Genomic DNA, 17,414 nt, shown 5'->3' on the forward strand with positions numbered 1-17,414 from the left:
TACTTTATATTAAATCGATTTTTTATCCTTTTGACCGTAGTATTTTATTTTTAATGGGATTGAGATACTCCTTCATGGCCGATAATTTAAAATATTGAACATTGATTGGGTTTAAGCCTTGCCTGTACAACACGAAGTACATACTTCCGAAACAAAAAATTTCAGTTATCAGCCAGTTAACCGTTGTACCCATGTAGCCGTAGCGTTTGATGATTAAAAAATTCAATAAAATGCTCAATACGCCGGCACAGGCCGTAATCTTAAAAAAGTATTTGTCCATACCAAGATTCAGCATGATCTGAATACCCAATACATTGTTTAGCGAGAATAGCAAAGGAACTATAGTTAGTATCTGAAAAGCAGGAATAGCTTCTTCGAACCGGTGACCATAAAATATCCTTATTACCCAGGGGCCTAAAACAAACATGGCGATTGTGGCGAAACCCAAAAACACTATAATAAGTGGAATGAGCTTTTGTGCAACACGCAGCCCCTGCTCCCGGCTTTCGCCAAATGCCTTACCAATAAACGGATAAAAAGCCTGGGCTAAAGGCATAGCTAAAACAGATTGTGCAATTATTATAAGCCGCTGTGCAGCGGTGTAATAACCAACCTGAGTAGCGTTTTGAAATAAGCCCAATATTACTGTATTGGTGCTTGAATAGAGATTTACAAACACGAGCGAGAAGAATATGATCCGCTCTTCTTTCAAAACCTCCCAGCATCTGGATAGCGGTAGCTTTATTAATTTGATATTGTACTTTTTAAAAGCCCAGCTAAAAGACCAAATTGCAATCACAGCCTGTACTATACTAATTATCAAAGGCTGCCAAATGTAGTCCTGATTTTTGCGCACCACTATCAAAATGGCGACGGTAAACAAAACCTTACTTATTAGATTGAATAAGGCTACCTTAGACAGATCTTGCATGGCCTGGAACAACCAGTTTTGAGTAAATAGGGTACTTACGCAAAGTAGGTAGGAAAATATCACTACGGTTTTGTTTTCCCGAAGCTGGGTTACCATGTAAAGTAAAATAACAAATGTGATGGTAGATAAAACAAACAGCAGACATTGGGTGTAAAAAACCTCACTAAAAACCTTATTCCTGTTTTCTGCGTTATCCGGATCTTTTGATATTTTGCGAGTAGCCGAAAAATCAAAACTGTAACTTATAAGCAACGTAAAATAAGCAACATAAGCAACTGCAAAATTAATGGTGCCATACTTTTCCGGCCCTATGATCCTCGAAACAATGGGCACGGAAATTAACGGCAATACGTATGTAGCTATTTGCACTAATGTTAGCGAAAACAGGTTTTTGGTTAATTGCTTTATTGATTTACTCAATTTGATTATTTAATTTTCGGTGACGTTTAATTAAGCTAAAGTCTTAGCTATAGCCTCTCAGAAAAGTTGCTGAATATAGACGGCTTAGATTTTGACCCATTAGTTGAGCTATAGTAGTCGTTATTGTAATTGTCGCCATAACCGTATTTAAGGCGATGTATCCCATTAAAAACGATGTGGATATTAAGCTCACTTTTTTGATTAAACAGATTTTTGATGGCATTGAGGTCGGCTTTTTTGGTAAAGCCCTGCCGTACAACATAGAGCGTGGTGTCTGCCAGTCTGGATAGAATCATCGCATCGGCAACCAGTTTTATCGGAGGGCTATCTATGATGATATCGTCGTATAAGGTTTTTAACCGGTTAATTAACTCGCCCAGGTTATCTTTTTCTAACAACTCTGACGGGTTATTAACCACTGACCCGCTACTGATAATGTCAAGGCCATTATCTATACCTGATGGTTGGATGATCTGTTCTAAAGCCACCCCTCCTATCAAATAATCACTTATTCCTAAACGGCCTTTACTAAGTTTAAATGCTTCGGCAATTTTGGGTTTACGAAGGTCTAACTCCAGTATTACAGTTTTGCGGCTGGCAAACGCCAATGCTGCCGCAAGGTTCCTGCTTACATAACTCTTCCCTTCGGCTGCTATACTTGATGTTAGTAAAGTAACCCGTGCTTCACCGGTATCCTTTGCCAAATAGCGAAGTTTAGTGCGCAGTATCCGGAATTGTTCGCTCACCGCATTGGTATTAACGTTATTTTCGATGGTGCTTTGAGTAGCGTCAAAAGGTAATTCACCAATTACAGGAACGTTTACAGAATTTGTAATATCTTCTGACGTGGTTATACCCGCGTTTAATTTATTCCTGGAGAAAATCAACCCTGCTGGGATTCCCATTCCTAAAAGTAAAGCCAATGCATACACAACAGATTTTTTAGTTTTTACAGAAGCAACATAAGCCGGATCGACAATACGATCACTTTTGATCTTAGCCGCAAAACTCAGTCGGAACTCTTCCCTTTTTTGAAGTAAGAAGCTAAGAATATTTTCTTTACCCGCCTGGTTTCTGGTTAAGTTTCCAAATTGGCGCTCTTGGGTTGGAATCTGTTTAATAACCGATTCGATATTATTATTAACAGACTGCAGCCCGTTCCTTTTACTTTTTAAGGTTTCTTTGTAATTGTCTATGTTCTTTTTTATTACACCCTGTGTTTTCTGGATTAAAAGATTGGCATCCCTTACATCCGGATTGGTTTGCGGTAGGGTTTCCAGTAAAACATCTCTTTTTGATTGCAGTTCGTAAAGCCTGTCAATCGATTTTATGAGGGTAGGATCATCAATACCATTGGTAGACGGCGGACCTGAGTTTTTTGCGGAATTTACATAGCTTTCTATGCCTTCTACAACACCCAGTTGCACGTTAACATTATTAAGGTCTTTCGTATTATCCTGGCGCTGTTGCTGGCTTGTTAGCGATGCTGCTGTTAAATCCGTTAAGCCTCTACTGCTTTTGTAAGATTCTATCCCTTTCTCTTCCTTTGTAACCTGGCCACCCAATAATTCGATTGATTTATCTATGCTGTCGATTGTTTTTTTAGCATCCTGGTCGCGTTCTGTAGCGTCGGCCAGGTTATAATTAAATATTAAATTATCCAGCACTTCCTTAGCCCGTTGCGGCACTTCGTCGGTTAGGGATAATTCAACAACTGTAGCCAGTTTATTCGGCAAGCTCGACGATATCGATTGTTGATACCCTAATGCTGTAACATCCGGATCGGAAATTGTCAATTTAATAGTCGCACCGATATTTTGCCGAAGTGTTGCCGTTGGCGCTAATTGCCATTTTCCAAATCCGCTTGTATAAGCTTTATTGTAAAAGAATTCTTGAGGAGCGCCATCTTTAGTAATTAATAAGAACGTTTTTTGATCTTTTATTTTGATGGTAAGCTGCCCAGGCAGGACTGTTCCCTTCTGTAACAACGTCAATTTTACCGGGCTCGCTTTGTAAACATCAATCCATGATAAACCATCTCGTTTTTGATAAGTAGTCCATAATTGCAAATCATTTACTACCTGGCTGATCAATTGTTTTGAACCAAGAATTTCGATCTCATTCTCAATTATACGCGGCGTACTTAAAAGATCAATATCGTGACTGGTTGATTGCTGATCAGACGATTTTTTTTCGTTCTTGATCAATAAAGTCGCTTTCACTTCATATGCAGGCTTAACCGTACGGAGATACGCGAATGCAACTGCCCCTGCCATTAAAATACCAATAATAAATAGTGGCCAGTGGTAAGCGTAAGTATTAAATACCGCAACCCAGCTAACCGGTTTATCTGTTTTAACATTTGCCGGATTGGTGATTGTATCTGTTGATTGTCCTATCATGGTTACCTGTATAAATTTGATAGCACAATAGCAATAATTGAAAGGCCTGAAAGTATCAATGTTGCTGTACGGTACCCCCTATCTACAGTTGCGTACTTGGTACGATCAGGCTGCACATAAATTTCATCGTTGTTTCTTAAATAGTAGTAAGGCGAGTCGAATATTTTTTTAGACGTCAGGTCAAGTGGAATGAATTTCCGTTTTCCGTCCTGTTCACGTATCAGCACAATATTACGTATGGCGGTGATATTTAAATCGCCAGCCAGTGTTAACGCCTGCGTAACGGTGATGCGTTCGTTTTGAACGTTATAGATACCTGGGCGTTGCACATCTCCGGAAACGGCAACTCTAAAGTTAAGCACACGCACACTCACAACAGCTTCTTTATAAAAAGTAAGCATCTTATCATTCAGTTGTTTACGAAACTGACTGGTTGTTAAACCGAGTACTTTCATGTCGCCAACAAGTGGCAAATGCACCTCGCCATTCTCATCAACCAAAAAACCGGTTATAGGGTTGTCTGGTGCGTTATCCCCGCTATTGCCGTTAACGCGATAATTAAATAACACGCTCGACTCCGGGCTTTTGCTGCTAACATTTATTCCTAAAATATCAGCGCGCTGTATAGTCAATGGCACATAATTTTGAACTTCGGTATCAGTTGAGCCAGTTCTGTTAAGATCTTGGTAATAAGGGATATTTTTATACGATCCGCATGAGCAGAGCGCAACAGCACTTATTAATGTGCAAATCAGAATTCGGGAGTATTTTAACATTGGTAATTGTTTTTATGGTGATGTATATAATGATCCCGGCCATTGCTTGTACGACCGGATGTTACGTTAGGAGATATTTAAGATCCCTTCTAATATCTTCTTTGTCATTGGTTTGGTGATATAATTAGAGATAAATGGGTAATTCAAAACCTCTCTTATAATCCTGGGGTTGATGGATGACGAAACGATATAAATTTTTATTGTTTTATAGATAGACGAGCTCAATTCTTCATAAAGTTTCACAAAATCAAACCCATTAAATAATGGCATATTAAGATCAACGAAAATATAGTCGGGCAGCATGGACTCATCACCCAAATTCTCTTTCAAGTGATTAATTACCGACATACCATCGTAGCTGTAAGTCACCGTCGTATTGTCTGTATGGCGGTTCATGATCTTTTCTATTATAAAATGAAAAAAGGGGTCGTCATCTATTATGATTAATTTTTGCACATGGTCAATCTAAGCAGTAGTTTATGAACACGTTGTTCATCTATTTTAATAAGCATTTACGTCTGTATGAATAACATTCAGAAAGGTTTTGTATACTATCCCGATGTCTTTCCTGATAGACCAATTTTCTATGTACCAAATGTCATGTTCTACTCTATGTTTCATTTGCAATTTGTCTGTTGTTTCTCCGCGATGCCCGTTTACTTGCGCCCAACCAGTTATGCCCGGTTTAAAAAATAGTCTCGCCATATAGCGCTCAATAATTAACCGATATTGATCTGTATGCGAAAGCATATGAGGGCGAGGTCCAACTACACTCATATCCCCAAGTAATACATTAAGAAACTGTGGCAATTCATCCACACTTGTTTTCCTTAAAATTGCGCCAACTTTGGTAACTCGAGCGTCGTTTTTAGCAGCTTGCAAATAGTTTGAACTTTCGTTTAATTTCATGCTCCTGAACTTGTAGCAATAGAAGGGCTTGTTGTTTTTACCCGAGCGTAACTGTTTAAAGAAAACCGGCCCCTTTGATTCGCTTTTAATGATAATAGCTAACAATGGAACAAGCCACGAAAGAATAAAAGCTATAACGAAAAAACTAAATCCTATATCAAATAATCTTTTAATGATGCGGTTCCGTATCGAATTAAGCGGCTCGGGCCCAGTTGTTAAAATGGGGACGCCATTACAAAAACTGCTCAAATGATACTGTGAACCATCCAGTTTCTCCAGTTCAGCAAAACTTGCGATAAACCTAAGTTTAACACAATGCTGGTCTGCCTTTTCAATTAAAGAGGCCAAGGCAGGGTCATCTGCTGATGACAACATTGTATATACTTCATCAACATGGTTTTCAATAGCAAAGTTTATCGTGTTTTTTATGCCGCCTTTTGAACCGAAAGCGATATCCGCAATTTTATTATCGTCCTTAAAATGCCCGATCAAATTAAAGGCCACCTTGTTTTTAATAAAGTATTGCGCCACTTTGTTACTAAGTTCGGTGTTACCAACTATTGCTATCTTCCTTTTGTAATTTTGCAGATTTTGAAAACTTTTTTCAGTTATAAACATAAACACCCTCACTTGTGCAAGAGCGCAAAACTCTCCTATCAGGCTGTAAAAAACAATCTTCTGATCAATCACCAAACTTTTAAAAATAGCGGATATAATTCCTATACATAGAATTTGGAAACAAAAAGTAAGAATGCTTTTAAATAATATTGTGCCCATGCTTTGGACATTTTTTGTCCTATATAATTTTATTAAGTAAGCTGATGCAAACCATGATAAATTAAGCAGTATAATTAAAACGTAATTAAATGAAATTGTATCCCCGCTTTTGCCTAAAAGATACAATACCAATAAATGCGAACAATTGATACCGACCAGGTCAAGTACCGAAAACAGGAAGATTAAGATAAATACGTTCCGGGTTTCCATTATAACTTAAAGTATAGAAGTATAAAATTTCATATTGCTACATGGGCCATAAAGTTTACGATTCACTTTATTGACATGACAAAGGTGTGGTTAAAACAGATGCCAGAAAATAGCCCTATAGGGCTATAGGGAATAGGATTATAAGTATCTTAAAATCAGACACTTGAAATTTAATATCTATGCATTAAACTTATTAAGTGCTTCAACCCGGTTTTGTACGTGCAAGCGCTTGTAGATGTTTTTACAGTGATTTTTTACTGTATTTAAAGTTATATGAAGCTGGTCGGCAATTTCTTTATATAATAACCCTTTACTTAGTAAAGAAAGCACCTCCAACTCCCGTTCGGTCAGGTTATAATTGTTGGTTTCCTCTTTACCATGCAGAAGACTAATAACTTTTTTAGCAATATAAGGGCTCATTGGTGCACCCCCATTATATAATTCAATAATGGCACTTTGAATCTCATCGGCAGATGATCCTTTTACGATATATCCACTGGCACCGGCTCGTAATGCATTAAAAACGTTTTCGTTATTCTGAAAAGCAGTGCACATCAAAAACAAAGTGTTTGGCACCCGCTGCCTGGCTTGTTTGATTAACTCAATCCCTGAAAGATTTTTTAACTGGATATCAACTATCGCGATATCAGGAGGGCTTGCAATAAGGGATATTAATGCTTCTTCTGCCGATGAATAATCTCCGGAAATTCGGAAAATGGAATTCTGGGAAATAATATCAACTAATAATTTACGATATTGGTCATGATCTTCAATAATGGCAACAGATATCATATAATTATAAGTTCTATTTTTTAAATATAAATTATAAATCTTAAAATGTAGATAAATGTTTTAAAGATTTATTAATTTACAAAAAATAAATTTCAAATGTTTAAGCAAGCAATAATTGCTATAGTTCTATTTTTTATTACTTTACCCAAATACAGCAGCTCTCAATCAAACACATTACAACCTGCACTTGACCTCCCCACTCGAATCATCTACGATCTTTTTGTAGATAGACACGGATTTTTATGGATAGCAACGGACCTCGGTGTTTCCAGGTACGATGGGATTAATATTATTAACTTTTCCAATCCTTCTCAATCTTCGCTCGCTGCAACTGGGCTTTGCGAAGATAGTGATGGGAAAATATGGTTCAATAACTTCACTGGGCAAATATTTTACATAGAATATGAGCAAATGAAGCTGCTGGGGGCTTACAAAGCTGATGAAGAATCCCGATATCCCAAAATAGCCATATTTGGACGTAGTCTTGTAGCAACAAGCGATAAAGGCTTATTTGTTTTAAACACACAATCTTTAACAGCAAAATACGTTAAGAGCAATAACAGCGCTACATCACCTACAACCTCGCTGGCGGTGCTGAAAAACCGTGTTATCGTCAACGGAAAATCTGGCTGGTTTGTTTATGAAAATAATGATGCCTACAGGCAGATCCAAAGTGACGACCTATTTAAAGGGTCGGCAGCAAATCTTTCAACACTTAACATAACTACCTTAAATGACACCGCTTTTTTACAAACTAACCCGGCTGGTAAGGTAAAAAAAATATTTATTAAAAATGATACTGTTAAAACTGCCCAAACTTTTTCATTTGAAAGTTTTATAAATTCAACTACAATAAGCGCAGCCGGGCAATGGGTCAATACAATTAAAGGCAGTTATCACCTTGGCAATAAAGATTATATACAAAACCTCAACATATCTGATGTAGTAATAGACCTGGAAGGCAACCAATGGATAAGCACCTTAGACAAAGGCCTTTTTGTAAAGTACAAAAAAAACCCGGGGATAATTGAACTCAATATCGAATCTGTCACCTCAAACAGCGATTTGATCAGTGCATCACTCAAATGGAAAAACAATCTGCTTTTCGGCACAAAAAAAGGCCGGTTTTTAACTTATAATGCAGCCAGCAATTCAATAATAAAAACTGAATCTTTCGGTGGCAATGTCGGCGCAATTAATTCACTGACGGCTATTGATGGCAGTACGCTTTACCTTGGATTTATAAATTTTACACGGAAAATCGATAACGATAATGTTATCACAGATCTCCCTATTAAATATGTAAGGGAAATTATTAAAATAGATCAATTTACTTTTATGGCTTCTACGGATGGACTATTTGCAATGCCTGAAAATAGATCAGATTCGTTAAAAAAAAAATTTACCGGTTTATGGGGAGGCATTTTTAGATATGATGAAAAAAACAACTGGTTTTATTTAAACAAAAAATGCAGAAGCGTTAGTTATTATCCGAAAAAAAAAAGTTTAATTGTCGCCTTTAAAAACGGTTTATTTGAAATTAACACAAAAGCATTAACTCAAATCTTTTATCAAAATCAGCCAATTTATTCCTCATCAGTTTGCTTTATAAACGGAAGCATTTATGTAGGCACTTTCAACAAAGGTTTACTCATATATCACTCCAATTCAATTAAACAAGTCTCATCATCGGAAGGATTACTATCTACATCCGTTTTTAAGCTAAAACCAATTGCCGGTCATTTGTGGATAATGGGCTCAGGGCCGTTGCAGCTGTTAGATCCAATTACACTTAAGTTCATCAACCATTACGATTTACCGACGAGGCAGGACGCACAAGTAACCGATGTTGAGGAGTTGAACGGGAACGCATATTTAACCACATTAAATGGTTTACTTATGTATAGCTTAGATAAAAAAACAATTAAAAGCCCACCTAAAAATTACTTACTTGGCATAACAGTAAATAATCAAAAGATCTCAACAGTTGAACATCAACCGTTGCATTACTCCCAAAACAACTTTTCTTTCGAAATAGGCATCCCATCGTACTACTACGGCAAAAGCATCTATTTAAAATATTCTTTGACTACCGGAAATGATCCGATATGGAAAGTTTCGTTGCCTGGTGCAAGGGTGTTAAATTTCCCACTATTAAAACCAGGCTCGTATACCTTTAAAGCCGTTTCAATTGATCCTAAATCTGATCTAAATGGTCAGGTGATTACCTATAAATTCGAGATTTTGGCCCCTTGGTGGCAACGTACTTGGGTCAGGATTTTTATAATAATATTTGTGTTAGCGTTAATCAATTATTTTTTGATAAGCTATTATCTGAACACGATAGCATTTCAACGTGCCTTTTACGCAGAGCAGGAATCCTTGCGGACAGAAAGATTACGGATAAGCGGAGAAATTCACGACGATATCGGCTCTGGATTATTTGCCATACATCTTTATGCCGACTTGGCCAGTAAAAAGCGTAAAGATGTTAAAGAGATACTTGAAATTAGCACCATGGTTAGTGAAATTTCTGATAAAATAAGAGAAATTATTTGGAGCACCAATATTGAAAATGACAACTTGGAAAACCTACTCTACTACATTCAATTCCAGCTGAGCAATTTATTTCAGAATTCAGCGATTGAATTTAAGTCATTAATTCCTGACGATATTATTAATGTCAATATCAGCAGTCAGGCAAGAAGAGATATCTACTTGATAAGCAAAGAATTAGCCTATAATACTATTAAACATTCTAAAGCTAATAATGCCGCGCTTTTAATCACATTGGATGACAATTTTGTTCATCTAAACGTACAAGATGATGGCGTTGGCTTTAATGAAGACAATATAAAAATAGATTCCATGGGAATAGAAAACATAAAATTAAGAGTCAAAAGATTAAAAGCACTTTTAACTATAGATAACGGATCAGGGACTTCTATAACCATTGCCATTCCAATTAGCGAAATACAAACCAAGAAATTTAAAGAGACATTAAAAAAATGGCAAATCTTAGTTTTCGATATCTTTAAACGTTCTCATTTTTCTGATGAATTTTAAGTTATTTCAACCAATTTAACGGCCTTAAAAGGGATTTTAAGTATTTTTTTAAATCTTTTAATGATAAAACACTGGGGTTGCATCAGCTCCTTTAGTAACCTGGTGGTAACAGAGCTGTTCCTCTTCATTTTCACTTACATTTTGCTGCGTCGAAAAGGGCTTAACGTGATTAATCCGCATTACTTTAAAGTTTCCATTATGAAAGAATATCTCAAGCCCTTAAAAAATAAAATCATCGAAAAAAAGTAATCATAAAAACGAATGATGGGGTTTTTAGAAAATATCCGCTAAACCACTTATAACGCATTTAAAAATAGAATTTACATTATTAATCAAATGTTAAGTAATATAAAAATACTTTTTGTGAGCAAGTATGTTGTAAACAACGTGATTTTTAAAGCTGGCCATCAGTCGTTTAACTACTATCTCACAAAATTTTGCAATGACAAATCATTTGATGTAGGATATGTTGTTGAACATTCTGGAGATGAAGATTTCGAAAGGATAAAGAATCAATTTCATAAAGCTCATGATTTTTCAATAAGAATTCGTCGAGGTCCAATATATTTGCGATTGATTAGATATATTTGCTATAATACGTTTATGCGATACATTTTAGCTGTAATAAAGCCTAAAAGGTTTTATTACAATACATATAAAAAGGCACTTCAAGATGTGAGTAGTAAAAGGTAGGTACCTGATGTAAAAATGCACTATGTATGGTTATGCCGCTTACATACATAGGTGGAATAAATATTAAAGTATTAGAAGATATGTTAAGTTCAGTTACTGTATCAACTAACATAATTAGAATTGAGAGAACTGATGCTATCAATAAAGAAAGTTATACAATTTGCAACCTAGTTACCATAACGCAATTCGTAAACTGCATAATGATCATGATTTCGCGCAATTGATCGGAAATGCTGGTAGGTCTATGGTTAGCTCAAAAATATAATTACGAAAAAGGATACGACAACTAAATCCAGAATTATTACTTTGCAAAATAGTCGCTTGGCAATTATAATTAATTAACCCCGAATGAACTTGAAGTTGGGTTTCGTAATTTTTTTGGTTATTTTCTCGATAAAATTCTTTGATGCAACGATCGCACAGTCTGGAATTTTAAAAAACCTCACCTATGGTTATATATTGATCGCAGTCCTTATTTCGTTGCCATATTTTTTTAAATTTAAGGGTGGTTTCGTCTTGCCTATTCAATTAATCACCAGTGCAATAATTTTTTCCATTTTTATGGCTCAAATTACTTGGGGACAAGAACTTTCTTACGCGCCAACAACCCTTCCTTATTTAATATGGCCTATATTTTTTTACTTATTGAACTCAAAAATTTCTATCCGGAATATTGAAACCATCGTTTTGGTTTACGGTACACTCTATATCATTTTATTTCTTTTTCAATTCACACATAGTAATATAGTGTATTTTGGTTTCCATGAAGAGTTCAAAGAAGACCGGGGAATCATACGCGTCAACTTTCCTGGGGGCGGAGTTTTTTTCCTTTCTTGTTTTATAGCAATTAATAAAGTAACTACCACCGCCGCAAAGTATAAATACCTTTGGTTTACGTATGCGATTATCGGTATAGTAATAGTGGTACTGCAAGTCACTCGACAAACTATTTTTGTTATGTTGCTATTATATTTAATCCATTTTTTGAGATCGGTAAAGCCAAAATACAAAATCGCTGTAGTTCTATTATTTGTCGTCGCAGGCTACGCTTTCATTAGCATGGAAACCAAATTAAGCAACGGGCTACGGGACCAACAGAAAGAAGACGCCTCGGCCGGAAAAGATTATATAAGAATCAAAGCAGCAGACTATTTCCTGACGCAGTTTACACCCAATTTAGCCAGTAAAATATTTGGGAATGGATTTGCTAATGATACTTCAAGATACGGGAAAGCTGTTTTGGCGCTAGGAGATAGTTATGGTTATTTCCTATCCGATGTGGGATTAGTCGAAGTATATATATCATTCGGAATTTTTTCAATTTTAGGATATCTTTTAATTTTTATTAAAAGTTTTACAATAACAATTCCAGCGGCCTACTATTATTTAAAGTACTATCTGTGGATGATTATGGCAACGTCTTTAACATCCGACTCACTAATAAATTATGGTTTTCTAATCACAACTATTTTTGTACTTTATATTTATCAGCGTCTTTATATGTTAAGCGTACAAAACTCCTCTTCTTAAATTAAAATGTTGAGATCTTAATTCTTTTGAAATTGATATATCAAATTCTCGATTCGCAACTGTAAATACACTGTCTGATAGCCGATATCAGACCTAAAATGCGCTAATTCAAAGCGGACATTTTTTCATTTATAGGTTAAAATATATTTCACTTATTAAGCAATCATGGCAACGAGTATGCGGTGAGAGTGTAAAGGCGAAAAAAAAGCGACCAAAGCCAATTCTTCAGGAAGATCATACCTGTTTATTTTATCGTTTAGGCGATTGATGACTTGATCTATTCTCCGCGGTAAATTTAGGTGAAGCTGATCACGAAAGTCTATATTCCGCAATATACAGACCTGTCATATAAAGAAAGCCTACATCACAAGTTTAAAGCAATAAATTGCATTTTTTCTCTCATTGATATAGAAAATTAACAATAATCTTTTGTTCACCCGCAGCATTTAAAAGTATCTTCATGCCTTATAAACCCGTGTCCTTTTTCTTCTGATCCAAAACGTTTCGGTAACGATCTTTTCCCCAGACTGGATATAATTCAAACCATTTGTTGAACAATTAAAGTTATTGAATGAATTACAAGTTACTTAAGCGCCTATTTTCCTATGGGCTGCTAATGGAAACCAATCAAGTTAGTTTATTGTTTCCTTTGCTTTTTCTATTTTGGTCAATTAAATCAAATGGAGATATTCAGGTAGTCCTCATTTAAATCCGTCAACGTCTTCCCTTAAAACTCTGAAAATTTAAAGACTTAGACTTGTTTTGTATTCAAAGAGATTGAGTAAATCTATCGTGTGGTTGCATGAAAACTTACACGGCTTCTGCCTTCGGGATAACTACAATGAAAGAACTGCCTTTAGTAACTTCGCTAGTAATTTCCAGTACGCCCTTGTTTCGTTTTAACATATCAAAGGCAATCGACAATCCTAATCCCGAGCCCATTTCACCCTTTGTTCCAGGAGTAGAGCTTATCTGATTATTTTCAAAAATCAGCGCTATTTGTTCTGCCGTCATGCCTTTCCCTGAGTCCGTGATCTTAATGTAAACATGGTCGTCTTTAACAAAATCCATAATATCTATCCGCCCTCCAGACGGTGTGAATTTAATCGCATTACTGATCAGGTTTCTTAGAACTAAGAATAAATGATTTTGATCCACATACACGACACCATCTTTCAGTAATTTACAATGCATTGTGATTCCCTTATCATCAGCGGTTTCTTTTAGTAAATTCCAGACTAATATAAGTACATCTTCAATACCGGTGTTTTGCGGATTGGTTTTAAATCCCCCTATCTGGCTCATTGCCCATTGTAGAATATTATCCAGTGATCCGGACAGATTAGTAACTGTCGTTTTGATCTTTTGCAAGCTTTCTTTAAACTCCTCGTCTGAGATGTAGTCCTCCCTATGCCAATCTACAAGTGATTTTAAGCTGCCTATGGGTGCCCGCAAGTCATGAGATAAGATAGCCAGTAATTTGTCTTTTGTAGCGTTTGATATTTCAAGCTGCCTTTCATAAGTGACCTTATCGTTAATATCAATGATTGATCCGGCCATCCTAGTAGGAATATTATCGGCATTTCTCTCCGCTTTGCCAGAGGTTTCATACCAACGATAGGTACCATTTTTGTTGAGAAGCCTTACATTTAATTGGTAAAGAGTGTGTTTTGCTAAATGATTTTTAATCGCTTCATCAAGTTTTGCCTTTTCGTCTGGGTGAAGTAATTCATTCACAAAAGCATCAAAGCTGGCAGGTATTTCATCAGGCTGGTAACCCAAAAGCTGGTAGAATTTCCCTGACCATTGTTGCATGTTGGTAATGATATCCCATTCCCAAACCCCGGCATTTATCGCATCAAGTGTTAATTTCTGCGTTCTTTGCAGGTTGTCTAATGTTAGGTTCTGTTGAGACAACAAATCCATTTGCTGGATGATCTCTTCTTTCTGATCCTCGATTTCCTGGCTTTGAATTTTTATTTTATCATAATCCCGGTTTGCTTTTCTATGATATGGATAAACAATCAGTAATATTTCCAGTAATAAAATAACGCCCGAAATTAGGGCTGCCAGCATTTCGTCGTCAGCCGCCTTGGTCAGCTTTTGCTCAACATACTTGTCTGTAGCAAAAACAATATGATCCATCTTTGCCAGATAATCCTTTTGCAATCTTATTGCATTTTTAATCACTGCGATATCTAAAGGTCGCTTTTGAATACCTCCGTTGATAGTGTCCGACAATTTTACTACTTCTTTGTAAAGTTTTTGTTGGCTGGGATTTATTGCATAGAATAGATTGATGAGTGGCGTATCGTCTAAATTCATTAGTCCGTTAACGTCGTCTCCGTGTTGAAGGGAGGTGTGCATTTTATCCCAGTCATGAAGGTCTTGGATCAGCTGTTTCCGGCTCGTATCATTCAAGCCCGCCAATAGCAACCCATTGATGATCTTTTGGCTCAGCATCCGTTGCCTTCCAGCCAGGTTGATCGTTCTGGCATAGGTTTTATGCTCTTTTATCGAATTACTGATCAAGCGCGAATCTAAACTCACCATGAACAGAATAGTCATGATTAAAATCACGTAAGGCCAAATAAATTTCCAGCGGGAGGTTAAAGTCATGATATTAAATTAGGTGAGCTATTTTTATGGATCTTATTAATAAAATAATGAAAAAAAATATTGTCTGAACTGACATACCGAAATTAGTTTGAGAAAAAATCGCTAAAGGCTAATTGGTAATTTCCGAAATGTTGATGTGCTTGGATTCTAATAAACTCTATTACGAGAATATCATACTTACAGTTTGGAATTTGGCTTATTTTTAACCTAATAATGGGTAAAATAACACAAACATTTAAACTACAGCTTTTGCTGCAATATCATGTATTACACTATCCATTTCCTGGGTACTAATTTCAATCTTTTCAATTAACTCTACAATCACTGCGTTATTAATTAAGGATTTATCAATCAACCCCATTGCGCCTAAAATATTGGCAACAGGTTTTCTGATGATATGGGAATTGATCATGGCTATTTCGTAAAGTCGGTTATTCTTCTCCATTAACTCTTCATTTGCTTTCTGCATAGCCTGTTCAGAAATTTTTCGTTCCGTAATATCTTTACTTAAGCCGATAAAATGCGTGCATTTGCGTTTACTGTTAAATATAGGTACAACAGATAAATTCACCCAGTATGCTGTGCCATCTTTTCTATAATTAATCAGTTCAACCGAAGTCTTGTGCCGTTTATCGATAGCGTTTCTGATCTGGTCTAATGCGTGCTTATCGGTATCTATTCCCTGAAAAATCCTTGGGTTTTTGCCCAGTAACTCGTTCAAGCTGTAGCCGGTCATCTCCTGTTGTGCTTTATTCGCAAAAATAATTCCGAGGCCATTTTTTTTTCCGTTTGGATAATTCACGATCATGATGCCATTGGAACTGTTAACGATCACCGACTCAAGCAATTTTAAGTGTTGTTCTGCTTTGTGTTTATCGGTAATATCCTGCGTTATCACAATTATTTTTTCCGCAATTCCTCGTTCTGAAAAAATTGGCGCGGCTACACTGGTGTACACATTGTTAATCCCGCTAAACTCAAACGATACAGTTTCTCCCGCTAAGCATTTTTCGAGTTCTGAATACACCCTTTTTTTATCATTTTTATAGCGATCCCGCCAAAGAAACTTTTGACCGATATTAGGTTTGGGGTTTAAACCTAATTTTTGGTATGCCATGCCATTGGTGTATATAAAGTTGAAATCGATATCAAGAAGCGATATCGCGCCGTTCGGAAAAGACTCTACCAATGATCTAAATATCTTTTCACTATTTTCAAGTTCTTCCTTTGCTCTTAATTTATCAGTAACATCATAAACTACTATCAGCTTCAGTTTTTTCTCATCAAATTCAAGAAGATGAGATGTTATCTCCACATTAATAATTTCTCCGCTTTTCTTTAAATGCTGCCACTCACCTGCATGTTTTAACCTATTAGTATGTTTTGCGAAATTGAACTCTTTTACACGTTGCTTTTCCGAATCCGGTCTTATTTCTAAAATGGTCATCCCCAAAAACTCATCCCTACTATAGCCATAATGTTCTATTGCTGCATCATTAACCATTTCGAATTTTAAAGTTTCTACATCGTAAGTCCACATCGGCAAAGGATTATTGTCAAACAAAAGCCGGTATTGGGCTTGCGACTGGTCTAATAAGGTGAGGTTCTTTTTTCGCTCAATGGAGTAAAGAATCGTTTTTTCTAATATTTTCGGGTTTAATTCATCTTTGGGCAGATAATCTTGGGCACCTTGTTTCATAATATCAAGTGCCATATCTTCATTTTTTGCCCCTGATAAAATAATAACAGGAATGTTTTTTTTGTAAGATTGTATTTCTATATATGAGTTGCCTGCCAAGCTATCAGGCAGTGTTAAATCTAACAGGATAAGATCGATGGTATTGGATAACAGAATTGCTATACCCTGCTGCAATGTTTGTGCGTGTAGAATATTTTTAGTATCAATACGCGTGTCATGCAAACACGTCTCTATTAAAAAAAAATCACCAAAATTATCCTCAATAACAAGGATGCTGATAGGGTTGAATAGCATATCATATTTTCTTTACCGGAAGTTGAACTAAGGAAACCCAAAACTCCTCAATGGTTGATACCACATCCATAAAACTCGCCAGGCTGATGGGCTTTGTGATATAGCAATTTGCATGATTATTATAAGATTTTAAAATGTCTGCTTCCGCAGATGATGTCGTCAACATTATTACAGGAATGCGCTTTAAAACTTTGCTTTCCTTTATGTGAATTAAAACCTCTATTCCATCAACTTTTGGCAGATTGATGTCAAGCAGGATCAGATCAGGTGTTATCGCATCCTGATAAGGCGCTTGT

General features: G+C 36.2%; 11 protein-coding genes. 2 read left to right on the forward strand and 9 right to left on the reverse strand.

Translation table 11 applies throughout. The features are described 5' to 3' along the window. Window positions 1-22: 22 nt before the first annotated feature. The 6 genes from IDJ76_RS16200 to IDJ76_RS16225 all read right to left on the reverse strand — a co-directional run bounded on the left by IDJ76_RS16200 (window position 23) and on the right by IDJ76_RS16225 (window position 7,217). Window positions 23-1,351, reverse strand: coding sequence for a flippase (locus tag IDJ76_RS16200; protein WP_191164419.1), 1,329 nt, complete (start codon window positions 1,349-1,351; stop codon window positions 23-25). Between the two features lie 47 nt (window positions 1,352-1,398). Then, on the reverse strand, window positions 1,399-3,753 hold the full coding sequence (locus tag IDJ76_RS16205) for a GumC family protein (RefSeq protein ID WP_191164422.1): 2,355 nt from the start codon (window positions 3,751-3,753) through the stop codon (window positions 1,399-1,401). Between the two features lie 2 nt (window positions 3,754-3,755). Next, window positions 3,756-4,529 carry a polysaccharide biosynthesis/export family protein gene (locus IDJ76_RS16210; RefSeq protein WP_191164424.1) on the reverse strand — a complete coding sequence of 258 codons (774 nt, stop codon included), beginning with the start codon at window positions 4,527-4,529 and terminating at the stop codon, window positions 3,756-3,758. Between the two features lie 66 nt (window positions 4,530-4,595). Further along, complete coding sequence (locus IDJ76_RS16215) at window positions 4,596-4,985, reverse strand: response regulator (RefSeq protein WP_191164426.1); 390 nt, start codon at window positions 4,983-4,985, stop codon at window positions 4,596-4,598. A gap of 45 nt (window positions 4,986-5,030) precedes the next feature. Continuing rightward, window positions 5,031-6,425: an exopolysaccharide biosynthesis polyprenyl glycosylphosphotransferase gene (locus tag IDJ76_RS16220; RefSeq protein WP_191164428.1), complete on the reverse strand. Its 1,395-nt coding sequence runs from the start codon at window positions 6,423-6,425 to the stop codon at window positions 5,031-5,033. A gap of 177 nt (window positions 6,426-6,602) precedes the next feature. Then, window positions 6,603-7,217, reverse strand: coding sequence for a response regulator (locus IDJ76_RS16225; protein WP_191164431.1), 615 nt, complete (start codon window positions 7,215-7,217; stop codon window positions 6,603-6,605). A gap of 96 nt (window positions 7,218-7,313) precedes the next feature. Here IDJ76_RS16225 and IDJ76_RS16230 point away from each other — a divergent pair, with 96 nt between their 5' ends. Next, on the forward strand, window positions 7,314-10,283 hold the full coding sequence (locus tag IDJ76_RS16230) for a sensor histidine kinase (RefSeq protein ID WP_191164432.1): 2,970 nt from the start codon (window positions 7,314-7,316) through the stop codon (window positions 10,281-10,283). 1,041 nt (window positions 10,284-11,324) lie between these two features. Further along, on the forward strand, window positions 11,325-12,506 hold the full coding sequence (locus tag IDJ76_RS16235) for a hypothetical protein (RefSeq protein WP_191164434.1): 1,182 nt from the start codon (window positions 11,325-11,327) through the stop codon (window positions 12,504-12,506). Window positions 12,507-13,316: 810 nt separating this feature from the next. On the opposite strand, the gene IDJ76_RS16240 is transcribed toward IDJ76_RS16235, so the two are convergent. The 3 genes from IDJ76_RS16240 to IDJ76_RS16250 all read right to left on the reverse strand — a co-directional run. Continuing rightward, a complete protein-coding gene (locus IDJ76_RS16240; RefSeq protein WP_191164436.1) occupies window positions 13,317-15,125 on the reverse strand; it encodes an ATP-binding protein in 1,809 nt (602 codons plus the stop codon). A gap of 235 nt (window positions 15,126-15,360) precedes the next feature. After that, window positions 15,361-17,118 carry a PAS domain S-box protein gene (locus IDJ76_RS16245; protein ID WP_191164438.1) on the reverse strand — a complete coding sequence of 586 codons (1,758 nt, stop codon included), beginning with the start codon at window positions 17,116-17,118 and terminating at the stop codon, window positions 15,361-15,363. A 1-nt stretch (window position 17,119) separates the two neighbouring features. Beyond that, window positions 17,120-17,414 (reverse strand): response regulator (locus tag IDJ76_RS16250; protein WP_191164440.1); only part of this gene is annotated, 295 nt, incomplete at its 5' end.

Source organism: Mucilaginibacter glaciei (assembly GCF_014773245.1).
Classification (GTDB): Bacteria; Bacteroidota; Bacteroidia; order Sphingobacteriales; family Sphingobacteriaceae; genus Mucilaginibacter; species Mucilaginibacter glaciei.

What these genes read in the sequence shown, in the direction of transcription:
- IDJ76_RS16245 (WP_191164438.1), bottom strand. Translation starts at nt 17,118, where the DNA reads ATGCTATTCAACCCTATCAGCATCCTTGTTATTGAGGATAATTTTGGT.
- IDJ76_RS16230 (WP_191164432.1), top strand. Translation starts at nt 7,314, where the DNA reads ATGTTTAAGCAAGCAATAATTGCTATAGTTCTATTTTTTATTACTTTA.
- IDJ76_RS16220 (WP_191164428.1), bottom strand. Translation starts at nt 6,425, where the DNA reads ATGGAAACCCGGAACGTATTTATCTTAATCTTCCTGTTTTCGGTACTT.
- IDJ76_RS16240 (WP_191164436.1), bottom strand. Translation starts at nt 15,125, where the DNA reads ATGACTTTAACCTCCCGCTGGAAATTTATTTGGCCTTACGTGATTTTA.
- IDJ76_RS16225 (WP_191164431.1), bottom strand. Translation starts at nt 7,217, where the DNA reads ATGATATCTGTTGCCATTATTGAAGATCATGACCAATATCGTAAATTA.
- IDJ76_RS16235 (WP_191164434.1), top strand. Translation starts at nt 11,325, where the DNA reads ATGAACTTGAAGTTGGGTTTCGTAATTTTTTTGGTTATTTTCTCGATA.
- IDJ76_RS16210 (WP_191164424.1), bottom strand. Translation starts at nt 4,529, where the DNA reads ATGTTAAAATACTCCCGAATTCTGATTTGCACATTAATAAGTGCTGTT.
- IDJ76_RS16205 (WP_191164422.1), bottom strand. Translation starts at nt 3,753, where the DNA reads ATGATAGGACAATCAACAGATACAATCACCAATCCGGCAAATGTTAAA.